The sequence below is a fragment of the Xenorhabdus griffiniae genome (assembly GCF_015163655.1).
In the GTDB taxonomy this organism is placed as follows: Bacteria; Pseudomonadota; Gammaproteobacteria; order Enterobacterales; family Enterobacteriaceae; genus Xenorhabdus; species Xenorhabdus griffiniae.
Map to the genome: position 1 here is coordinate 1 of NZ_JADEUF010000058.1, position 23,492 is coordinate 23,492.

20 protein-coding genes and 2 pseudogenes are annotated in these 23,492 nt (G+C 43.1%); 4 read left to right on the forward strand and 18 right to left on the reverse strand.

Features of this window, described 5'->3' with window-relative positions; translation table 11 throughout:
* A pseudogene (locus tag IQ211_RS10695) lies at positions 1–398 on the forward strand (hypothetical protein); the annotation flags it as partial.
* A 329-nt stretch (positions 399–727) separates the two neighbouring features.
* Here IQ211_RS10695 and yjiA read toward each other — a convergent pair.
* The 6 genes and pseudogenes from yjiA to IQ211_RS10720 all read right to left on the reverse strand — a co-directional run bounded on the left by yjiA (position 728) and on the right by IQ211_RS10720 (position 7,308).
* Complete coding sequence (gene yjiA / locus IQ211_RS10700; protein ID WP_189759518.1) at positions 728–1,690, reverse strand: GTPase; 963 nt, start codon at positions 1,688–1,690, stop codon at positions 728–730.
* A gap of 20 nt (positions 1,691–1,710) precedes the next feature.
* A complete protein-coding gene (locus tag IQ211_RS10705) occupies positions 1,711–1,914 on the reverse strand; it encodes a YbdD/YjiX family protein (protein ID WP_099118661.1) in 204 nt (67 codons plus the stop codon).
* Positions 1,915–2,037: 123 nt separating this feature from the next.
* On the reverse strand, positions 2,038–4,191 hold the full coding sequence (locus tag IQ211_RS10710) for a carbon starvation CstA family protein (protein ID WP_189759517.1): 2,154 nt from the start codon (positions 4,189–4,191) through the stop codon (positions 2,038–2,040).
* A 303-nt stretch (positions 4,192–4,494) separates the two neighbouring features.
* Positions 4,495–5,886, reverse strand: coding sequence for a phosphoethanolamine transferase (locus tag IQ211_RS10715; RefSeq protein WP_193836360.1), 1,392 nt, complete (start codon positions 5,884–5,886; stop codon positions 4,495–4,497).
* 327 nt (positions 5,887–6,213) lie between these two features.
* Positions 6,214–6,306 (reverse strand): annotated as a pseudogene (locus IQ211_RS19570) (type I methionyl aminopeptidase); the annotation flags it as partial.
* A gap of 12 nt (positions 6,307–6,318) precedes the next feature.
* Complete coding sequence (locus IQ211_RS10720) at positions 6,319–7,308, reverse strand: Fic family protein (protein WP_189759515.1); 990 nt, start codon at positions 7,306–7,308, stop codon at positions 6,319–6,321.
* 377 nt (positions 7,309–7,685) lie between these two features.
* Here IQ211_RS10720 and mutS point away from each other — a divergent pair, with 377 nt between their 5' ends.
* Complete coding sequence (gene mutS / locus IQ211_RS10725) at positions 7,686–10,247, forward strand: DNA mismatch repair protein MutS (protein ID WP_189759526.1); 2,562 nt, start codon at positions 7,686–7,688, stop codon at positions 10,245–10,247.
* A gap of 17 nt (positions 10,248–10,264) precedes the next feature.
* On the forward strand, positions 10,265–11,029 hold the full coding sequence (miaE, locus tag IQ211_RS10730) for a tRNA isopentenyl-2-thiomethyl-A-37 hydroxylase MiaE (protein ID WP_189759514.1): 765 nt from the start codon (positions 10,265–10,267) through the stop codon (positions 11,027–11,029).
* 350 nt (positions 11,030–11,379) lie between these two features.
* On the opposite strand, the gene rpoS is transcribed toward miaE, so the two are convergent.
* The 12 genes from rpoS to cysG form a co-directional block, all read right to left on the reverse strand.
* A complete protein-coding gene (rpoS, locus tag IQ211_RS10735; RefSeq protein WP_189759513.1) occupies positions 11,380–12,375 on the reverse strand; it encodes an RNA polymerase sigma factor RpoS in 996 nt (331 codons plus the stop codon).
* 54 nt (positions 12,376–12,429) lie between these two features.
* Positions 12,430–13,410, reverse strand: coding sequence for a murein hydrolase activator NlpD (gene nlpD / locus IQ211_RS10740; RefSeq protein WP_189759512.1), 981 nt, complete (start codon positions 13,408–13,410; stop codon positions 12,430–12,432).
* 153 nt (positions 13,411–13,563) lie between these two features.
* Entirely contained in the window at positions 13,564–14,190 is a 627-nt protein-coding gene (locus IQ211_RS10745) for a protein-L-isoaspartate(D-aspartate) O-methyltransferase (RefSeq protein WP_189759511.1), read from the reverse strand.
* The gene (surE, locus tag IQ211_RS10750) at positions 14,184–14,948 is read right to left on the reverse strand and encodes a 5'/3'-nucleotidase SurE (RefSeq protein ID WP_189759510.1); all 765 of its coding nucleotides are present in this window, start codon (positions 14,946–14,948) and stop codon (positions 14,184–14,186) included. The genes IQ211_RS10745 and surE overlap by 7 nt, the downstream gene beginning before the upstream one ends.
* Before the next feature lie 108 nt (positions 14,949–15,056).
* A complete protein-coding gene (gene truD, locus IQ211_RS10755; RefSeq protein WP_189759509.1) occupies positions 15,057–16,103 on the reverse strand; it encodes a tRNA pseudouridine(13) synthase TruD in 1,047 nt (348 codons plus the stop codon).
* A 19-nt stretch (positions 16,104–16,122) separates the two neighbouring features.
* Positions 16,123–16,596: a 2-C-methyl-D-erythritol 2,4-cyclodiphosphate synthase gene (gene ispF, locus IQ211_RS10760; protein WP_189759508.1), complete on the reverse strand. Its 474-nt coding sequence runs from the start codon at positions 16,594–16,596 to the stop codon at positions 16,123–16,125.
* Complete coding sequence (ispD, locus tag IQ211_RS10765) at positions 16,593–17,372, reverse strand: 2-C-methyl-D-erythritol 4-phosphate cytidylyltransferase (protein WP_189759507.1); 780 nt, start codon at positions 17,370–17,372, stop codon at positions 16,593–16,595. Before ispD ends, ispF begins: the two co-directional genes overlap by 4 nt.
* A 33-nt stretch (positions 17,373–17,405) precedes the next feature.
* Positions 17,406–17,699, reverse strand: coding sequence for a cell division protein FtsB (gene ftsB / locus IQ211_RS10770; protein ID WP_189759506.1), 294 nt, complete (start codon positions 17,697–17,699; stop codon positions 17,406–17,408).
* Positions 17,700–18,016: 317 nt separating this feature from the next.
* Entirely contained in the window at positions 18,017–18,616 is a 600-nt protein-coding gene (cysC, locus tag IQ211_RS10775) for an adenylyl-sulfate kinase (protein ID WP_189759505.1), read from the reverse strand.
* Positions 18,617–20,059, reverse strand: a complete 1,443-nt coding sequence (gene cysN / locus IQ211_RS10780) for a sulfate adenylyltransferase subunit CysN (RefSeq protein ID WP_189759504.1) — start codon at positions 20,057–20,059, stop codon at positions 18,617–18,619. It lies immediately after the preceding gene.
* 11 nt (positions 20,060–20,070) lie between these two features.
* Positions 20,071–20,979 carry a sulfate adenylyltransferase subunit CysD gene (cysD, locus tag IQ211_RS10785; RefSeq protein WP_189759503.1) on the reverse strand — a complete coding sequence of 303 codons (909 nt, stop codon included), beginning with the start codon at positions 20,977–20,979 and terminating at the stop codon, positions 20,071–20,073.
* 10 nt (positions 20,980–20,989) lie between these two features.
* Complete coding sequence (gene cysG / locus IQ211_RS10790) at positions 20,990–22,411, reverse strand: siroheme synthase CysG (RefSeq protein ID WP_189759502.1); 1,422 nt, start codon at positions 22,409–22,411, stop codon at positions 20,990–20,992.
* Between the two features lie 377 nt (positions 22,412–22,788).
* Between cysG and IQ211_RS10795 the strand changes: the two genes are divergently transcribed.
* Positions 22,789–23,268 (forward strand): Hcp family type VI secretion system effector, encoded by a 480-nt coding sequence (locus IQ211_RS10795; protein ID WP_189759501.1) that lies wholly within the window; start codon positions 22,789–22,791, stop codon positions 23,266–23,268.
* The last annotated feature ends 224 nt before the right edge of the window (positions 23,269–23,492 follow it).

A 23,492-nucleotide genomic window follows, 5' to 3' on the forward strand; every position in this document is an offset into this window, starting at 1 on the left:
ACATTATTGTAATGAATAAATATTGGGGAAATGTGTCAAAAAAAGAAAACATCCATCATGATAGTGATAATTACTATTATGAATACACGCAAACCTTCGATATAATTAATGATTTCCCTGAATGGAAATGGGTTAATTCATATAAAATTTCACACAATAAAAAAAATACATCATCATTATCTCAACCGTATCAAGCATTACTCGAGTCAGCTTATGAAGAATATTGGAGTTTTCTTCAGTCAAAAGATCTTTCTAAACTAAAAAAAATTCATTCTGAAATGTTAAATGAATCTGTTATGGCTAATGGTGGAACTATAGAATCATATTTCTTATCTTTAGGGTTAGACGAAACTACAAATAATAGCGAAGTGGAATTACTGCCATTAAAATTTGAGTAATTAGAAATAGTATTAGATGGTAGAGTAATATATATGGAACCATCCCCATTGAGATATTTAAATAAAGAAAAAGACACAACTCTCTTTATATTTCCAAAATTCCGTTTTGATGGAAATAAATTCATTGTGACGCGTTAATTTAAATATTGGCACAGAACACGGTGATTGTTCAGCGACGCATTAAACTTCAAGTTGCAATTTACAACACGATATGAAACCTGATTTCTCCCCTCTTCGCGGGGAGAAATCACACGCATCTTGAAGTTAGATTGGTATATGACGAATTCATTAGGATAATTAAAATTCCACAAAAGTGATGACTCAATCAATTATTCGTCAAACAATTCGGCAAATTTTTCACGGATTTTCTGTTCTGGCAGATCTATACCAATAAAAACCAACACACTTTCTCGTACTTCATTATCGCGCCATTCTCTATCCCAATCCGCGCTATACAGACGCTGAACCCCTTGAAACAGTAACCGACAAGGCTCTCCTTTAATAGCAAGAATACCTTTGTACCGCAGGAGATTATCCGCAAAACTCAGTAATAACTCTTCCATCAGGTTGGAAACTTCTGGCAGTTCAACGGGGTGCGCTAAGTTAATGACTATCGATTGAACCGAGTTTTGTGGCTTGGGTACAAATCGAAAAACAGGTGTCGAAACCGTCAGTTTATCATTCAACATAAAACCTTCGATATCGAACAATAAGCCTAAATCTGCTTCACCGTGAATAACCTTATGAATAGGCGCTCTGGCATTGATCCGCTGCAAACGTTCAACCAAGGCATCATGAACCGGAACAACATCTGTTTTGGTTAAAAGAATTCTGTCTGCATATCCCACCTGCGCCTGTGCAATGGAAAAACGATCTAATTGCTGCTCCGCATGAACTGCATCCACCAGCGTAATAATGCCATCAAGCAAAAAACGTTGGCACAAAATTTCATGGGAAAAGAAAGTTTGCGTAATCGGGCCGGGATCAGCCATTCCCGTACATTCGATAATCAAGCGGTCAAAGTTGATCTGCCCTTTATCCAGGCTATCCAGCAAGTCCAATAATGCATCTTCCAGCTCATTCGAACGACTACAACAGATGCATCCGTTACTTAATGTCTTAATTTGGGTTGCGCGATCACCAATTAATTCATCATCAATGGGGACTTCACCAAATTCATTTTCAATGACAGCTATTTTATGACCATGATTGGCATTAAGAATATGACGCAGCAGCGTCGTTTTGCCTGATCCCAAAAAACCGGTCAGGATCGTGACTGATATTGGTTGCATTTTCGTTTCCTGATTTTTGACTAACAGCAGCGCATTCCGCCTTTGCCATCGCCACCATAGCGAGCATTCTGACGTTCGCGAAAAAATTCTTCATAAGACATATAAGGCTTATCAGGGTGGTTTTCCTTCATGTGCTGTACATATGTGTCATAGTCAGGAACCCCCACCAACATTCGGGCAGCCTGCCCCAAATACTTGCCTGCCCGACCAAGATTACCAAACATACACTGTTCTCCAAGGCTTGTTCTCTGTTCATAAAAATACCCCACATAATACAAAGCCAATTATGTGGGGTATAGCGGTTACTGATACGCAATGATTTGGTCGGTAGCAGTTTTAGTGTTGCATCAGTGCGTAGAAGAGACTTTCACCCCACCTTCAGGAACCGGAACATAAGGCGTTTCATTATCGGTACGCTCTGGATTTTTGCTTGCTTTGATCGCAGTTTTGATACCATAGATAATGATGCTGTATACCACTATCAGGAACAGGATGCTCAGGCCCGCATTGGTGTAGTTGTTCACAACAATGTGATTCATGTTACTGATTTGCTCAGCCGTCAATTCTGCACCCCCTTCGGCAATCTTCTGCTTATATTCTTTCGCCAGGAAGAAAAAGCCTTCAAGCCGTGGGTTATCACTGAATAATTTCAGCCCCAGCGCCCATGTAGTACAAATCAACAACCAAACCGCAGGGATCACCGTTACCCAGATATATCGGGTGCGTTTCATCTTGATCAAGACAACCGTACCCAATACCAACGCAACGGCAGCCAACATCTGGTTAGAGATACCAAATAGCGGCCACAAGCTCTTGACGCCGCCCAATGGATCAACTACGCCTTGATACAGCAAATAACCCCATAAGCCAACACAACCCGCTGTACCAATGATGCCCGCAATCAGAGAGTCCGTTTTTTTCAGGAACGGAACAAAGTTACCCAAAAGATCTTGCAACATGAAACGGCCAGAGCGTGTACCTGCATCCAACGCCGTCAGGATGAACAGTGCTTCAAACAAAATACCAAAGTGATACCAGAAGCCCATGTCTGCCGCAGGGATGATCTGATGGAATACATGAGCAATACCCACAGCCAGGGTTGGTGCCCCTCCTGCACGGTTCAGAACGGATGGCTCACCAATGTCTTTTGCCGTTTGCAAAATTTGGTCGGGTGAAATAACAAAGCCCCAAGAACTGACGGTCGCGGCCGCATGGCTTGTTACTTCTTTCAAAGAGGCCATAATCATTGGCGCTTCGGCAGTACCCAAGTTATGCAGGTCAGGCATGGTAATCCCCAACGCAGCCGGAGGGGTATTCATGGCAAAATACAGTCCCGGCTCAATGATGGATGCAGCAACCAATGCCATGATCGCCACAAACGATTCCATCAACATTGCACCATAACCAATGAAACGTGCATCTTTTTCATTTGCCAACAGCTTAGGTGTCGTCCCCGAAGAAATCAGGGCATGGAAACCAGACACTGCACCGCAAGCAATAGTAATGAACAAGAATGGGAACAGAGTTCCTTTCCACACTGGCCCAGTACCGTCAATATATTGTGTGACAGCAGGCATTTTCAGTTCAGGGTTCAGGATGATAATCCCAATCGCAAGGCCAACAATAACCCCAATTTTCAGGAAAGTTGCCAGATAGTCACGCGGAGCCAAAATAAGCCAGACCGGCAATAATGCAGAGATAAATGCATACCCGATCAATGCATAAGTGATGGTGGTATCTTTGAACGTCAGCGCAGGTCCCCAGTAAGGATCTGCGGCAACAACCCCACCAAACCAAATAGCAGCAATCAGCAGGAAAATACCGATCACAGAGACTTCACCTACACGCCCCGGACGGATATATCGCATGTAGATCCCCATGAAAAGCGCAATGGGTACTGTTGAACAAACAGTAAACACACCCCACGGGCTTTCTGCCAATGCTTTCACAACGATTAACGCCAGCACCGCCAGAATGATGATCATGATTAAGAAGCAACCAAACAGAGCTATTGTGCCTGGCACACGCCCCATCTCTTCTTTGACAATCTCACCCAGTGATGCCCCATTACGACGGGAGGAGATAAACAACACTATAAAGTCTTGCACCGCGCCGGCAAGCACTACCCCCGCCAACAACCACAATGTTCCTGGCAGATAACCGACCTGTGCCGCCAATACTGGCCCGACTAATGGACCGGCTCCCGCGATGGCGGCAAAGTGGTGACCAAACAGGACATTTTTGTTGGTGGGAACATAGTTCAAACCATCATTATTAACAACAGCAGGGGTTGCTCGTGTGGCATCCAGTTTCATCACCTTGGTGGCGATATACAGGCTGTAATACCGATAAGCAACCAAGTAAACGGCTACGGAAGCGACAATGATCCACAAAGCACTAACGTGTTCTCCCCGACGCAGCGCAACGACTCCAAGACAGAATGCGCCAATTATCCCCAATATCATCCAGGGGATATGTTTTAACAATTTATTATTCTTCATAAAACTTCCTTTTCCACAGTAAGACGAACAGCAAGCCATTATTTAATTTTTTACTTCCTTCTCCATAAACCGGCCATATACAGCCAGCAGGAAGCGATACCCATAAAAGGGATATACTCCTCGTCACACTGCGCTATGATATAAAACTCTCCCTGATAAGAGGGAGAGGATCTTACTCAGCGGTTGAATACCAACATTAAGCGGTCAAAATCCCCCAATCAGTGGTTCATACACGTAAAGCATGAACCAAGTTTTGTGAGGTAACTCACTTCCTCAATAAATTGCAAAATGAAGGTAGATTCATCAATCGAAATGAATGGCGTCATCCTTTAAGTGATTAAAGTCTTTATATTCGTTACTGAATGAAATCACTGTATGCTGGTTCGGACACGTTTGGTTAGAAAACCAAACACATTTGGATATCAGGCGAGGCTCTTCAATTCCCAACCATGTGGATAGCATAGATAGTAGATTCAAACCGCTGCGGGGAGCATCTATGATATTTTTGCTTACTGTGTTCTTGTCGGTATTTTTCATGGCATAGTCATAACCGGTAATAATAAAGGGAACTTGATAGTTCTGCTTATTACTATCGTTATGAGTCAAATTCTCGCTATCTGTATTCTTATTCACAAGTGACAAACCATGATCCGCAAAGTAAAGCATTGTCCAGTGCAATTGATTTTTATTGGCAATACTTTCAATATCAGCTAGCAGGCTGTCCGTATTATGAATACTCTGAAGATAGCATGAAATATTTTTGGAATGAAAATAGGTGTCGTATTTACCATTCGTTCTGGTACAAGGTTGTGGATGCGAACCCATTAAGTGAATAATGATCAGTTTCTTTTTCTTCTCATTCTTCACTAATGCTTTACGAATATAAGGCAATAAATTCTCATCCGGCATATAACGGCGATCATCTGAATTACCTTCTTTTAGAAAGGTATAATGATCAGCCTGCTGTCCAATCAGTGCTACAGGAGAATCAAATCCTCCCTTCATTCCCTGATTGGATAGCCAATAAGTCTCAAATCCCGCTTTTTTCGCCAGTGAAACAATACTGTTGTTTAGTTGAATTTCATTTGCTTCACGAACCGCCAGAGAGTTAGTCAACGATAATTGTGTCGAGGGTGCCGCAGAAATATAGTGGGTTAACACGGTAGCATGCGCGTTATCCAACCAAGGGGTATTTTTATCTGGAAACCCATAGATACTCATAAAATCTTTTCGGACGCTCTCACCGATCACCATGATATAGGTATCGTATTTCTCTTCTTTTACCACTGGCTGCCAGTCATCCCGATATTTAATGATCTTGGCAAATCGGTTATTTTCTGACATGACTTGCTTGTAACTCTGATAGACATCACTGAAAAAGCGCACTTCCGGTAAACTGGTATTTAAAAGTTCCGAGCTATCTTCAAAACCCGATTTTATATATCCTTTGGCTGGCGACCAGAACGCTGAAATAAAGAACAAAGTAAACAACCACTTTTTACTTTTGCCTGACAAGCTGATATTTAGCTTAAGTGAAAATATCATCAAAACAAAAATAGCGATAGCAGTTAAATAAGTTGAAACAGAAAGGCCGCTAATATATTCCACTGTTTCGTTTCTATTGGTATAGATTAATGATCCTACCGCATTGATGTCTGGATAACCGTAATTGAGGCCAATTGGGGTATAGAGCATGCCTATCAAGGAAAAAAAAGCAATTAAAAAGATATATATTCGTCTGCTGATAGCTGCCAAAAATAAAAAAAGTGCAAAGGCACTAAGGACATATATTAATTTTAATTGATACCCCAAACATTTATGTATCAGAAAAATAAGGAAAAAGAGAACAATAAAACAAGAGAGATTCTTGTTTTTATCAAACCAAGACATAATCACCCTATAATTTCACATAGCCGTAGTTAAATTTCTATCAACCCAACGTGGCGCTATTTTAGCCAAATAAAACCCAACACTGCACAATAGTATTGGGAAAATTATTATATAATAAATTGTAATTTAAATACCTTCTCTCGCCTCGCCATAATGCAGAACTTGTGGTTCCTCATGCATATTGCAGCCAATACCATACCCGCAATATTCCCGTACCACCGTGTAATATTTTCTTAACTATACAACGCGCCAATAGCCTCCTTTTTTCGCCCCAACACGAATTAAACGCCCAATATCCTGTAATATCTTAATATTTCGCTCGATCGTGCGCCGGCTTACTCCCAATTCATCGGCCAATTGGGTTATGGTAATGGCAGGATGCGCAGCAATAACAAACAAGATTTTTTGCGCAGTAGCCTTCAGTGGTTGTGGATTTTCTACCGACATTACGCCAGTATTCTGTTTTTGCAGATCTAAGCTTTCTTTAAGTGCTTCGGCTAATTTTTCCAGCATAAAATCGATAAATAGCGTACAGTCGCTGGTACGATCACACTCCCTAAGCACCTGATAATAATCCTGTTGTTGATAATGAATTAACGTTTCTACCGGTAACCACGCTAATTCAGGACGCCATTCGCTCAAAATCAATGTTTGCCACAAACGCCCCATACGGCCATTACCATCGGTAAATGGATGAATAAATTCAAACTCATAATGGAAAATTGAACTGGCAATCAATGGGTGAATAGCCGTCTGTTGCAACCATGTCAGTAACTCGCCCACTAACCGTGGTACTTGACTGGCAAGAGGAGCCATATGGATTAACTGTTTTTCTTGATAAATTCCCACATCTCCTCCACGTAATTGCCCTGGACAATCAACCAATCCAGTCATCAGTAGCCGATGTGCGGCCAATAAATCCGTCATACGGGAGCTATGCCAGTCCGGTAATTTTTCATAGGTTAATATGGCATTGCGCACTTCCTGAATATCCCTTGCTGGTGCCAACACGCGCTTTCCATTAATAATTGCCGTCACCTGTTCCGTAGATAAACTATTATGTTCAATTGCCAATGATGCCTGTATGGTACGAATGCGATTCTCTTTACGTAATACAGGCGAAGAAGTTTCCGCTTGCATTGACCAACGCCCTAATAGCTCACCAATTTCTACCACTCGATTAAGTATATCTGGGGTAATAGTGTAGGGGGGTTGGTAAATAGCCACGATAATTTCCTCTAAGTCCGTCAATTTTTGATATCTCTTATAGCATTCAAGTGATTGATGCCATCTGTTTTCTTATTATTTGATAGCATGGCTTAAACCAAACAACAATCGAGCCGCTTCGCAATCCTGCTGAATTGTCAAAAAATCTGATACATTCCTGCGAGTAATCCTGCTAACCTACCGTGTAAATCTTCTAATCGCATCCACAGATGAATCACACAGATTATCAGTGATAAGATAGCGTTTTCGCCCAGGATGAGGTCTATTAACGTTCCATCCTTAGCTGATTATATTTAGGTTTTGTCATTTAGATGGGTTGACTGAGCGTCGATGGCCCAACTGAGTCAACAGGAATAATAGAATTGAATCAAGTTAATATGAAAGAATCTCCAGCAAAGGATATAGATAGCCATACTCCCATGATGCAACAGTATCTGCGTCTGAAAGCGCAGCACCCCGATATTATGCTGCTGTATAGAATGGGAGATTTTTACGAGCTGTTTTATGACGATGCCAAAAAAGCGGCAAAGTTACTGGATATCTCTCTAACCAAACGCGGCCAATCGGCTGGTCAACCTATTCCGATGGCGGGTGTTCCTTATCACGCGATCGAAAACTATCTGGCAAAACTGGTACAACTCGGTGAATCCGCGGCGATCTGCGAACAAGTTGGTGATCCTGCAACCAGTAAAGGCCCTGTTGAACGCAAAGTTGTGCGTATTGTCACTCCTGGCACCGTCACTGATGAAGCTTTGCTACAAGAACGTCAGGATAATCTGCTCGCCGCTATCTGGCATGATAACCAGGGATTTGGTTATGCGACGCTGGATATCACTTCTGGCCGCTTCCGCGTTTCTGAAATGTCCGATCAAGATAGTATTGCCGCTGAATTGCAACGCACCCGTCCCGCGGAATTGCTTTATCCTGAAACCTTTGAGCATATGGCGTTGATTGAACGTTGTCATGGCTTGCGCCGACGCCCAATGTGGGAATTTGAGCTGGAGACAGCAAAGCAGCAACTTAATTTGCAATTTGGCACCCGTGACCTGATTGGCTTCGGTGTGGAAAAAGCGACGCTCGCCCTGCGTGCAGCAGGCTGTTTACTGCAATATGTCAAAGATACACAACGCACTACTTTACCCCATATTCGCAGCATTACGATGGAGCGCCTACAAGAAACGGTCATTATGGATGCCGCTACCCGTCGCAATCTGGAGATTACACAAAATTTATCCGGTGGTACTGAGAATACGCTGGCATCAGTACTCGATCAATGTGTGACACCGATGGGCAGCCGAATGCTGAAACGCTGGCTCCATGCACCAACTCGCAATAAAGATGTGCTGGAAAATCGCCATCAAGCCATTTCCGCATTACAAGAAATTGGTTATGAATTACAGCCATTTTTGCGTCAGGTCGGTGACTTAGAGCGTGTGCTTGCCCGTCTTGCTCTTCGCTCTGCCCGCCCTCGTGATCTGGCCAGAATGCGCCATGCTTTCCAGCAATTGCCTGATATTCATCAGATCCTGACCTCTTCAGATGCCCCGTATATCCAAGCGCTACAACAGCGTGTGGGACATTTTGACGAATTACAGGCTCTGCTAGAGAATGCGGTTGTCGAAACACCTCCTGTTCTGGTGCGTGACGGTGGCGTCATTGCCACGGGCTATAATGCAGAATTGGATGAATGGCGGGTACTGGCCGATGGCGCCAGTGATTATCTGGATAAACTGGAGATTCGCGAACGCGAAAAACTTGGCATTGACACCCTGAAAGTAGGCTTTAATGCGGTACATGGTTACTATATTCAGGTTAGTCGTGGACAAAGCCATTTAGTCCCTATCCATTACGTTCGTCGTCAAACGCTGAAAAATGCAGAACGCTATATCATTCCTGAATTGAAAGAATATGAAGACAAGGTGCTGACTTCCAAAGGCAAAGCACTTGCCATCGAAAAAGCCCTGTACGAAGAGTTGTTCGATCTGTTACTGCCTCATCTGGCCGATTTGCAAACCTGTGCCGAAGCGCTGTCAGAGCTGGATGTCCTGGCAAACCTCGCCGAACGTGCTGAAACCCTAAATTACACCCGCCCGATACTAACCGATAAAGTTGGTATTCAGCTCACTGGCGGCCGGCATCCGGTTGTCGAACAAGTATTAAGCGAGCCATTTATTTCTAACCCATTGACGCTCTCATCACAACGCCGTTTGTTGATTATTACAGGGCCAAACATGGGAGGGAAAAGTACCTATATGCGTCAGACGGCCTTGATGACGTTGATGGCTTATATTGGAAGCTTTGTTCCTGCCGAAAAAGCAGTTATTGGGCCGGTAGATCGCATCTTTACTCGTGTCGGTGCATCCGATGATCTGGCATCAGGACGCTCTACCTTTATGGTGGAAATGACCGAAACCGCCAATATCTTACATAACGCGACTGAATACAGTCTGGTTTTAATGGATGAGATCGGTCGTGGTACATCAACTTATGATGGTTTATCCCTGGCGTGGGCCTGTGCTGAAAATTTAGCTAACCGCATCAAAGCAATGACACTGTTTGCGACTCACTATTTCGAACTGACAACGCTGCCTGAAAAACTGGAAGGGGTTGTCAATATTCATCTTGATGCGGTCGAGCATGGCGACACCATTGCTTTCATGCACAGTGTACAAGAAGGGGCGGCAAGTAAGAGTTATGGATTAGCTGTTGCATCGCTGGCAGGTGTTCCACGCGATGTCATTAAACGTGCGCGCCAGAAATTGAAAGAGCTGGAATCACTCTCTAATAGTGCAACCGCAGGCCATGTCGATACACCACAGTTAACCCTGCTGACAGAAGAAACCTCTCCAGCAATTGAAGCATTGGAAAACCTCAATCCAGATAGCTTGACGCCACGTCAAGCATTGGAGTGGATTTATCGTCTGAAAGATATGGTTTAACAATGAATGAAACAGCAATGAAGTTTGATACCAATTTGTTAGCACCCATTTATCAATTTTTACAGTGTGCGACGCCCGATCAATGGGTAGAAAAGGCGCGGCAGCCTGAGAATCTGCCAATTTTATTGCGCGATCACCTGCTATGTGAATTGAAAGCAGCACAAAGTGCTATGTTCTTAATTCGCAAATATGCTGTTGCTCCTGAGAGTGCTGATGCTCTGTTGGCTTGGTTTCAGCCCTATGAGGATTTTGCCTATAAAAAAATTGGCAATATCCATTCATTGAAAGGAAAAAATCAGGCCACCAAGCAAATTACCGCGCGGGCAAAATCACCTTATAGTCAAGATCTCATCGATAAGATGGTGTTATTGATTAAGGAAGAATTGCATCATTTTTATCAAGTATTAGAAATCATGGATGCCAGAGGGATAAGCTATGACAGTATCAGTGCTAGCCGCTATGCTAAATCCCTATTTCAGCATGTTACCAATCATGAGCCTTATACGTTGGTCGATAAATTGATTATTGGTGCTTACATTGAAGCACGCTCATGCGAACGTTTCGCAAAATTGGCTCCCTACCTAGATGAAGATTTGGGTAAGTTTTATATTTCTCTGCTGCGTTCAGAAGCTCGCCATTACCAAGATTATTTGATGCTCGCTCAGTCAATAGCTAAAGAAGATATTACAGAAAGAGTGAATTATTTCGGCCAGGTTGAAGCAGAGCTTATTCAAACTCCCGATCATGATTTTAAATTTCATAGTGGTGTTCCGATTATCTAAAATTGCTGAATGTCACACCAAATGGTATGAAAATATAAATGAGTAAATAAAAGGTGGGCTAAATAAGCCCACCTTGGATTACCGCCTATCTTCTCTATACCAATCTAACTTTAAGATGCATGTGATTTCTCCCCGCGAAGCGGGGAGAAATCACGTTTCATAGAGTGTTGTAAATTGAACTTGAAGTTTAATGTGTATATACCTTTATCTTTTCAATTGTCACTTTTGGAATTACGTCTGATCTTACCATCACCAAGTTGTCTAATTATCTTTGTTTCAGGAAATTCGTCTATTTTCCACTAACGCTGTAATTCGAAATTTCTTAGGTATACGTTCTCAGGAATAAAGAATTAAGTACGGAATAATGATTCTATATTCAAACCTTGGGTATGCAATATGTCTCTAAGGCGACGCAATCCCTCAACTTGAATCTGACGAACTCTCTCTCTTGTTAAACCAATTTCTCGTCCAACATCTTCCAATGTTTCTGCTTCATATCCAAGCAAACCGAAACGACGGGCCAAAACTTCGCGCTGTTTTGCGTTCAGCTCAAACAACCATTTCACGATACTCTGTTTCATATCATCATCTTGAATAGTTGTTTCTGGCCCTGAATCATTTTCATCAGATAAAATATCCAATAATGCTTTATCTGAATCACCACCCATCGGTGTATCGACAGAAGTAATACGTTCGTTCAGCCGCATCATACGACTTACTTCTTCAACCGGTTTATCCAGTTTTTCCGCAATTTCTTCGATACTCGGTTCATGGTCCAATTTATGTGCGAGTTCTCTTGCGGTACGTAAATAGACATTCAATTCTTTGACTATATGAATAGGCAGGCGAATTGTGCGAGTTTGATTCATAATGGCACGTTCAATGGTTTGACGGATCCACCATGTCGCATAAGTAGAAAAACGAAAACCCCTTTCAGGATCAAATTTTTCCACTGCACGAATAAGCCCAAGGTTACCTTCTTCAATCAGATCCAGCAGTGCTAATCCACGATTGCTATATCGGCGGGATATTTTTACAACCAATCGCAAGTTACTTTCAATCATACGTTGGCGTGCAGCAACATCCCCTCGTAGTGCTCGTCTGGCGAAAAGAACCTCTTCCTCCGCTGTCAGCAAAGGTGAAAAACCAATCTCTCCAAGATAAAGCTGTGTTGCATCAAGAACCCGTTGGTTGACTCCTTGCAACAAATCCAAATCTTCATCAAGATCAGTGACATCATCCTCACCTTTCAGCAACGCTTCATCAAAGTCATCAGCTTCCATGCTATTTTCGTCTAAATTCGCATCATCATACAACTCATTAACTTTAAGCGTACTTTGGCTCATCAGCTGCTCCTACCCATGATAATGCGGGCAGGAATTTCAGATCCCTGCCCCGGTTTATCGCTGCGGAAGATAACGCAGCGGGTTTACGGATTTTCCCTTATAGCGAATTTCAAAATGTAATCTTACTGAACTTGTTCCGGTGCTACCCATAGTGGCAATTTTTTGCCCCGCTTGGACGTCCTGTTGCTCACGAACTAACATTGTGTCATTGTGCGCATAAGCACTTAGGTAGTCATCGTTATGTTTTATTATTATTAGATTTCCATAGCCACGTAATGCATTTCCGGCATAAACCACTTTACCTCGGGCTGTAGCAAATACGGGTTGGCCACGATTCCCCGCAATATCAATGCCCTTATTTCCTCCCTGAGAATCAGAGAAGCTTTCAAGAATTTTTCCTTCTGCCGGCCATCTCCAACTATTAATGGTATCAGTACCATTAGTCGCATTATTTCCCCCTGTACCTGTTGCTATAGATACTTTTGGGGAAGAATTGTCGCCATCTGAAATTGTTGCTTTTGGCAACATTTTTTCTGACTTTGGTTTATCAATAATTGCAGGATACGCATTAATTTTTTGAAAATCAACCTGGCTAATTTTTGATTTCGTACTATTTGATGCTATTAATACACTGTTTTTGGAGGTTGGATTACCTATTCTCAGGACCTGACCAACATTTAAGCTATAAGGTTCTGAAATATTATTTCTGAGAGCCAGATCACGGAAATCGCCGCCTGTAATCCAGGCTATATAAAACAAAGTATCGCCATGTTTAACCGTATAAGTGCTTCCGTTGTAGCTTCCTTTGGGAATATTTTCGTAGTTACGGCGATAAATAATTAGCCCTTGAGAGGAACTAGCATTATTCGCTAGCTGACGATTTTTAATAGCATGATTATCTGAAACACGATTTGTATCGATATTCACGATTGGGGCTGGACGATTTGGTGTATTACTACAACCTATCAATACAACCCCCATAACAGTGCTGGCGATTATCCACTTTATTTTTTTCACTGGTTTTTCTAGATTCATACTTTATTCCCCCATAAAGGCAAATATAAGTGAAAATAATAATGATTTATAAAAATTTAGGATTACAAAAGATTTAAAGCGAAACATTTTGCTTAATTTTAGAAAAAATAACAGCTAATTTGGAAACTCCCCCTTCTAAAATAAATTAGCTGGTTATGTTAGTTCGCCTTGAATTAGGGGTACAAAACGGACAGGTTCGATAACGTCGCTATGAAAATCATTCCCATAACGATGTACTACTTTCAGTAACTGATTTCGCTTACCGACAGGCAAAACCATCACGCTTCCATTAGCAAGTTGATGGAGTAATGCCTGTGGAATTTCTGGTGGTGCGGCTGTGACAATAATTGCGTCAAAGGGGCCTTTTGATGGCCAGCCATCCCAACCATCACCGTGGCGGGTTGAGATATTATGTAGGTCGAGTTGCTTCAATCTGCGCTTCGCTTGCCACTGCAATCCTTTAATCCGCTCCACGGAGAAAACATGTTTGGCTAAGTGAGCAAGTATTGCCGTTTGATAACCTGAGCCTGTTCCAATTTCCAATACATTGGAGGCCGGGGTTAAATTCAGCAACTCAGTCATGCGAGCAACAATATAGGGTTGGGATATCGTTTGCCCATGACCAATAGGCAGTGCGGTATTTTCATATGCCTTATGAGCGAGAGCTTCATCAACAAAATATTCTCTAGGTACTTTGCCAATCACTTCCAACAGAGGCTCATTGTGAATTCCTTGCTGGCGCAACTGCGCCAGCAAATTTTTCATTGCTCGGTTTAACATTCCCCAATATCCCCGACTTTTGCCAACCAATCGCTTACCAGCTCCTGGGCTTTATAAGCTGTTAAGTCCACTTGCAAAGGGGTAATAGAGACAAATCCTTCTTCCACCGCAGCAAAATCTGTTTCAGGCCCAAAATCACTTTTTTCTCCCGGAGGGCCTAACCAATAGAGCATATTGCCTTTGGGATCTGTCATCGCATAGACCTGCTCAGCCGCACTACGGCGACCACATCGCGTCACCCTAAAGCCCTTGATCTGTTCAATAGGAATATCAGGGACATTAACATTCAAAATATTGCCCGCTCGCAATGGGTATTTTTGCAGCAAAGCTAATAAACGCACGGTCACTTCTGCCGCTGTTTCGTAATGTTGATCACCGTTGAGTGATACCGCTAATGCGGGTAAGCCTAAGTGACGCCCTTCCATTGCAGCCGCAACCGTGCCAGAGTAAATCACATCATCACCAAGGTTAGGGCCGCAGTTGATACCAGAAACGACAATGTCAGGACGAGGACGTACCAGATTATTCACGCCCAAATAAACACAATCCGTCGGTGTACCTTCCTGAACAGAAATATCACCATTGTTCAGCGTGTTGATGCGCAAAGGGCGATCTAACGTTAAGGCATTCGACGCACCACTACGGTTACGGTCAGGCGCAACGACCTGAACATGATAGTGTTTCCGCAATGTAGCCGCTAAGGTTTGAATTCCCGGTGCGGTGACACCATCATCGTTACTCAGCAATATCCGCAGCATTGATATATCTCATTGATTTAACTAAAAATAAAAAGGTTTGTAATGTAAATTACCCTGTGTGTGTTTGATCTTAGCATGACGTTGACCGTTTTGTAGAGTGCTTTGCATTCAGGCCACATCAAGGGAAGAGCCGAGATCCTGATTGATCAGTTCTCTCACAACACTGGTTGCAAAGCTACCAGATGGCAGAGAGAAATGCAGAATGACAGTTTGGTCATTTTGCCATTCCCAACGCAGGTTAAGCGGTTTCACCAATATTGCCCGACGAGCGCTTTCCACACGCTCACGTTTAACCAACACCCAAAGCGTTTCATAATCCAATAAACATTGTTGTTCGAAATCCAGGGCCTGATATTGTGTTCCTAATGCTTTGTCACCCGGTAAAGGAGCCGTTATCTGTAATTCTCCCCCCATAACTCGCTGCTGCAATACCGACAATTCAGATTCATCAGCGACAAACCAGCTACCGCGCCCCGTTAATTGTAGTGCATCGCCATTTTTTACCTTTTGGTGTTCATCTTGAGCAATCCGTTTGCTGGCAACAGCATTAAACATCGCGCTGCGGCAAGCAGAAAGATAAAAACTGCGGCGGTTACGTTCTTTGACTTGAATTTCATTAGCTGCCCAGCGTTGAGCCTGGACTAAATTTTGTCCATCCCGCCCGAAACGCTGTTCACCAAAGTAATTCGGTACACCGGTTTGCGCTATCTGCTGCAAACGTTTTTCCACTGATTGTCGGTCAGAAATGTCTCTTAATACCAGAGTGAAATCATTGCCTTGCAGCGCGCCAATTCGTAACTTGCGTTTCTGGCGGGAAGTTGTCAGCACTTCACAACCTTCAAGTTGAAATGCCGTGAAATCTGGATCTTGTTTCCCTGGTATATGTAAACAGAACCACTGTTCCGTCACTGCGTTACGATCTTTCAATCCCGCATAGCTGACAGAGCGAGCCGCTATTTTGGCAAAACGGGCAAGATGATCCGCGACAAATTGGGTGTTACATCCTGTTTTACGGATATGGACCATTAAGTGTTCGCCTTCGCCATCAGGAGAAAATCCCAAATCTTCGCGAACAATAAAATCTTCTGGTGTGGCTTTAACAATACCGGTCGCTTCCGGTCGGCCATAAAGCCAATGTAATTCACTCAATGTCATATTTATTTCTTTTACCCGCTTATTCTTTTACCAACAAAGCAACCGCTTCGCAGGCAATACCCTCTTTACGACCAACAAATCCCAGTTTTTCTGTTGTTGTCGCTTTAACGTTAATATCATCCATATGGCATTCAAGATCTTCCGCCAGGTTAACCCGCATCTGGGGAATATGCGGTAACATTTTTGGTGCCTGTGCGATAATGGTGATATCCAGGTTTCCTAACCGATAGCCCTTCGCACGGATACGGCGATAGGCTTCTTTCAGTAATTCACGGCTATCCGCGCCCTTGAAGGCAGGATCGGTATCGGGAAATAATTTACCAATATCTCCCAATGCTGCCGCGCCCAATAGGGCATCTGTAGCAGCGTGCAAAGCGACATCCCCATCGGAATGAGCGATTAATCCCTGTTCATAAGGAATGCGGACACCGCCAATGATCAATGGCCCTTCTCCGCCAAATTTATGCACATCAAAACCATGTCCAATTCTCATACGTTCGATTCCTTAGCTTTTTGGGATAGGTAAAATTCAGCCAATGCCAAATCTTCAGGTTGGGTTACTTTTATATTGTCCGCCCGTCCAGTAATCAGCACAGGACGATAACCACAATGCTCAAGTGCCGAAGATTCATCGGTGATACAAGCTTGATCTGCAAGTGCTTTGATCAAGCAATCACGCAATAACTGCAAAGGGAATAATTGTGGCGTCAAAGCGTGCCACAATCCGTTACGGTCAACGGTATGTGCAATCAATGTGTGGTTAATTGTGGGTGACTCTGCGACTGGCAACGATACCATGCGTTTCATCGTATCTCTCACCGGTGATGCCAACAATCCACCGCATATGTCAGGAGATCCTGCGTTGTGATCAATCAGTCGCAACAGGCTATCGAGATCATTTCGATGAAGACAAGGACGGGCTGCATCATGCACTAAAACCCAGTTTGTCCTGTCTGTAGGCAAACTAACCAGATAATCTAACCCAGCCAGAACTGAATCAGCTCGCTCTTCACCGCCAATAACTGTCGTAATTCTTGGATCAGAAGCAACAGGCAATTGTGCAAATTGGGTATCAGCTGGATTCAGCGCAATGATAACGCGTTGTATGCGAGGATGCTCAAACAGCGCTGCCAGAGTATGTTCAAGGATCGTTTTTCCGGCAACTTTCAGATACTGTTTTGGGCAATCTGATTTCATCCTGCTACCAATACCCGCAGCAGGGATCAAGGCGATAATTTCAGCAGGGGAATGAAGTTGTGACTTATTCATTTTGATTATTATTTACTGTTTTTGATTTAACGATTATTGCGCATTATGTTTTGAGGTATCAGGCACCATACGATAAAAAGATTCTCCTGGTTTAATCATGCCCAATTCATTACGAGCGCGTTCTTCAATCGCTTCCTGTCCCCCTTTAAGATCCTTAATTTCAGCAAACAACTGGTCGTTACGTGCTTTTAGTTTTAGGTTATCAGCTTCTTGTTTATTAACTTCAGCCTTAACCCGCACATAATCGTGAATACCGTTTTTGCCGAACCACAACGAATATTGTAACCAACCCAGAAGAACCAATAATAGTAGCGTTAGTTTGCCCATCTCCCCCCCTGAAAACCCGCTAATCATCCCACAACTGAAAGCATGACGCCACTGACTCTCACAAAACCGTTTACAAAACCATTCGCAAAAAAAAGCCTCTTGCAAAACAGGATGGTACGATATATACGCATTAAACTTTAAGTTGCAATTTACAACACTCTATGAAACCTGATTTCACCCCGCTTCGCGGGAAGAAATCACACGCATCTTGAAATTAGATTGGTAGAGTAGAAATGCATTGCACTAAATGAGTGTAGAAACACATTATTTAACTAACAATAATAATGTGTTTCATGACAGTTTGTTGGGTTTAGTCGTTAAGTTGGTAGGATATCGTTGCTTTTCAGGGCAAAAATCAGTTTTTCAATCGAAGATTCTACAGACTGTGAACCCTCTAAATAGACTTCTGGCTGTTCTGGAGCTTCATAGGTAGCATCAATTCCGGTGAAATTGCGCAATTCTCCCGCTCGTGCTTTTTTATATAGTCCCTTGGGATCACGAGCCTCACAGATCTCCAGTGGCGTATCGACATACACTTCAATAAAGCGCCCCTCTCCCATGAGTTCACGTATTTTTTGCCGTTCTGCTCTATGGGGGGAAATAAAAGCTGTCAGGACAACCAATCCCGCATCAACCATCAATTTTGCAACTTCACCGACGCGCCGGATATTTTCCTGCCGATCTATTGCAGAAAAGCCTAAATCACTGCACAGACCATGACGGACATTATCCCCATCCAGTAAGTACGTTTTGATTCCCTGTGCAAATAATGCCTGCTCCAATGCTCCTGCAAGGGTGGATTTTCCTGAACCAGACAGCCCTGTGAACCAAATCACCCGTGCAGAATGCCCATTTGCGCTTTCCCGCTGCGCCCGATCCAAAACATGTGAATGCCAGACGATATTATTCTGAGCCACTTATTTTCCTCCCAATAGATCACGTACTCCCCAGTGCGGGAAGTGGCGACGAACTAATTGGTTAAGTTCCAGCTCAAACTCACTGTATTCTTTAGGCTCTTCATAAACATCTGCCTGAATTTCACGCACCAATCCCGCTCCTACGGTCACATTGGTCAGACGATCAATCAGGATAATGCCACCGGTATCTGCATTTTGCGCATAACAGTCGAGCAACAAAGGTTCATCAAATGAAAATTCCACCCGCCCAATGGCGTTGAGGGGTAACTCAAGTGCGACTTTCTGTGTCAGGTTGTTAATATCCACTTGATATTGAACATTCTCGACTTTGCCACGGCTTTTTTTACCCGCGACTTTGATATCCAAACTTTGCCCTTGAATCAAAGGCTGTTCTGACATCCAGACGACATCAACCAAAGCGTGGCGAGTTGCGCTCATTTGAGTGTCAACAGCAATCAATAAGTCACCACGGCTAATATCTATTTCATCTTTTAATACGAGGGTAATAGCCTCTCCGGGTACGGCAAATGTGAGATCACCATTAAACGTGACGATCCTTTCTACCGTAGAAATCACACCAGACGGCATCACTTTTATTTGCTGGCCTTGCCATAAAATCCCTGATGACAATGTGCCGCTATATCCACGAAAATCAAGATCTGGGCGGTTGACATACTGTACGGGGAAACGCAAGGGCTGTTCTGTCGCTTTTGTTTTTACGTCCACGGACTCCAGGATATCCAGTAGCGTTTCTTCCGTATGCCACGCCATTTTTTCACTGCGGGTGACAATGTTATCCCCTTCCAACGCCGAAATTGGGACGAAATAGAGGGTGAGATCAGTAGGTAATTGTGCTGCAAAATTCAAATAATCTTGCTTGATTTGTTCAAATATCTCTTGCTGATATCCAACCAAATCCATTTTATTGACTGCCACCACCAGGTGACGAATACCCAGCAAGGTGCTGATAAAACTGTGGCGGCGAGTTTGTTCCTGAACACCTTTGCGTGCATCGATCAATAAAATAGAAAGATTACTGGTTGAGGCGCCTGTCGCCATATTGCGGGTATATTGCTCATGTCCTGGTGTGTCCGCAATAATGAATTTACGCTTTTCCGTGGAAAAATAGCGGTATGCGACGTCAATGGTGATGCCTTGTTCCCGTTCAGCCGCCAATCCATCAACTAATAAGGCCAGATCGAGCTTTTCTCCTTGAGTCCCAATTCGCTTGCTATCACTTTGTAAAGTTGCAAGTTGATCCTCATAAATTTGACGGGTGTCATGCAGCAAACGTCCAATTAGGGTACTTTTGCCATCATCCACGCTACCACAAGTTAAAAAACGCAGTAATCCTTTTTCCTGCTGCGTCCGAAGATAGGCTTCAACTCCGCCTTGTTGCTTGATCTGACTAGCAATAGTTTCATTATATGCAAGTGCTGGCATATCTGGACTCCTTAAAAATAACCCTGGCGCTTTTTCAGCTCCATAGAACCTGACTGATCACTGTCAATCAGCCGCCCTTGCCGTTCGCTAGTGGTCGATATCAACATTTCTTCGATGATTTCCGGCAACGTTTCTGCTTCTGATTCCACCGCTCCTGTCAGCGGCCAGCAGCCAAGTGTCCTAAAACGCACTTTCCGCTGGCTAATGACTTCCCCTGCTTTCAGGTCGACTCGATCATCGTCAACCATAATTAATGTCCCCTCACGCTGAACAACCGGACGAGGTTTAGCAAAATAAAGAGGGACGATCTCGATCTGCTCCAAATAGATGTATTGCCAGATATCCAATTCGGTCCAGTTGGATAACGGGAAGACACGGATACTTTCCCCTTTGTTAATCTGGCCGTTATAGTTGCGCCAAAGTTCAGGGCGCTGGTTTTTAGGGTCCCAACGATGGGAACGGTCACGGAATGAGTAAATTCGTTCTTTGGCTCGTGATTTTTCTTCATCACGCCGCGCCCCGCCAAATGCTGCATCAAAGCCGTATTTATCCAGTGCTTGCTTCAATCCTTCTGTTTTCATGATATCGGTATGTTTGGCACTGCCATGAATAAAAGGATTAATTCCCAACATCTCTCCTTGTGGATTGCGGTAAACCAGCAACTCAAAACCATATTTTTCCGCTGTGCGATCACGGAAGTCGTACATGTCCTGAAATTTCCAGCCTGTATCTACGTGTAATAAAGGGAAAGGCAGTTTTCCCGGATAAAATGCTTTACGTGCAAGATGCAGCATTACAGAAGAATCTTTACCAATCGAATAGAGCATGACGGGATTGGCAAATTCAGCAGCTACTTCCCGAATAATATGGATACTTTCAGCTTCAAGTTGCTGTAAGTGTGTTAGTCTTTTTTCGTCCATTGGACACTCCTTATACTAAATCAATCACAGCAGGGCGATTTACTTGATCAGCCACGTTTTCGCTTTCAAACCATCCTATTTGATGGTGGAGTTGAGCCACCTCTCCTACTACCAGCAAGGCGGGGAAGGGAACTTCTTGTGCCAATCGTTCCAATTCGGATAAGGTTCCGGTCAATACTTGCTGTTCTGGACGAGTGCCACAACCAATCACGGCAACGGGGGTATGGCTATCCCGACCGTGTGAGATCAACTTTTGGCTGATCAAGGCTGCTTTCATGATCCCCATATAAATGGCTAATGTTTGATTACCCCGCGCGAGTGCAGGCCAATCCAATTCATTGCCATTTTCACGGCAATGTCCGGTAATAAAGGTGACGCTTTGCGCGTGTTCTCTGTGAGTCAATGGGATACCCGCGTAAGCAGAAGCACCTACCGCTGCCGTAATGCCAGGCACAACTTGAAAAGGAACTCCCGCTGCTGCTGCAATCTGTAATTCTTCTCCACCACGGCCGAAAATAAAGGGATCGCCCCCTTTTAAGCGAACCACTTTTTTCCCCTGATTCGCGAATTTGATGATAAGTCGGTTGGTTTCTTCCTGCGCTACGGAGTGATTACCTGCTCTTTTTCCAACACAGATTTTGTCTGCATCACGGCGAACTAACTCCAGAATTTCTGCGCTAACTAAATGGTCATAAAGAATGACGTCAGCCTGCTGGATCACTTGCAAGCCTTTTAAGGTCAATAATCCTGGATCACCTGGCCCAGCACCTACCAGAGCAAGTTCTCCTTGGGAATGAGAGTCATCTTGTGTCAACTGCTGTTCAAGTTGCTCTTCTGCTTGCTGTAATTGCCCATTGGCGATGAGTGTGGCAAAACGCCCATTAAACGCCTTTTCCCAAAAATGGCGCCGTTGACGTATGGAAGTAAAACGTTGTTTCACGCGTTCGCGCCAGCGCCCCGCGATATTTGCCATCGTACCCAGGCTAAATGGGAGCAAAGACTCCAGCTTTTCCCGCAATAATCTTGTTAATACCGGAGATTTTCCAGCCGATGAGATCGCCACAATAATCGGGGAGCGATCAATAATTGAGGGGAAAATGGCCGAACAGAGCGGTTGGTTATCCACAACGTTGGTCAAAATAGCGCGCTTATTGGCTTCAGTAAAAATATGCTGATTTAGGTCGTGATCATCTGTGGCGGCAATCACTAAAAATACACCATCAAGATATTCTGTTTTAAACGTTCCCTGTAACCACTCAACTTCCCCTTTTTGATAGCGTTGTTGCAGTTCTGCATGTAGCTCAGGAGCAACAACCGTTAACACTGCACCAGTACGAAGTAATAAGTCTGCTTTGCGAGAGGCGATTTCTCCGCCCCCTATCAGCAATACAGATCGGGCTTTAAGCTCAATAAATAAAGGTAAATAATCCACGATACCATCCCGCGTTAGAGCCTGTTCATGTTCTACCCTATGGATGTCAAGTCACAAAGGATATAGCTCTTAATTATTATGCTGACCAGAAGATGAATATATGAGGCCATGATTAGGTTATGAAATGACAAAAAGTAATTATTTGTTCCTGAATCGCATAAGCTAAAAAAGCAGCAGTAGCCCACCAGCGCAGTAACTCTGGTTTTCCAGCCTACCACGACTATTAATTAATTGTTTACTCGAATAAAAATGATCTCAAGCCGATCTTTTTTGCTTTGCTGTATCTATTACACATTTTTTTAATGTGTTAAGTTATACTTCTCTGATTTAAATTCAAGTCTTCTTCATTAAAATAAAAAACTAGGACGGTAATCATTATGTCATACATGATTTATCTTACCTTAAACGGTAAGAAGCAAGGCTTAATATCGGCAGGTTGTTCTACTCTCGATTCCATAGGAAACCGATATCAAAAAGGACACGAAGATCAAATACAAGTGTTAAGCTTAAATCATATGATGAATCGAGAACAAAATGTAAGTCATCATCCAATACAATTTGTCAAACCAATAGATAAGTCATCTCCATTATTAGCAATGGCTATAGATTCTAATGAATCACTGAATGCCGCTTTTATTTTTTATCGGACAAATCCTACTGGACAATCAGAACTTTTTTATGAAGTAAAACTCACAGAAGCAACCGTTGTGGATATTTCTTGCACTTATCCAAATTCAATTAACAACAATGATATGATGCCATATGAAAAAGTTTTACTTAACTATAAGTCTATATCATGGAGTCACGTAACAGCAGGTACATCTGCCTATAGTATATGGGACGACCGAGTTTACTAACACCAAGTTAAGCTAAGCATATATATTCTTAGCTTTTATTTTTTTCACTTATGTACGCAAAAATAAAAAACAAAGCCAAAATTATAATTATGCCAAATAAAGAAAACCAACCCCATACATCAGGGAAAAAGTATAAACATACAGATACCCAGATGAAAATAACCACCACAGGAATATTTGTCCATAATAAGTCTTTAAAGAAAGACAAAATAAGTGCTTTAAAC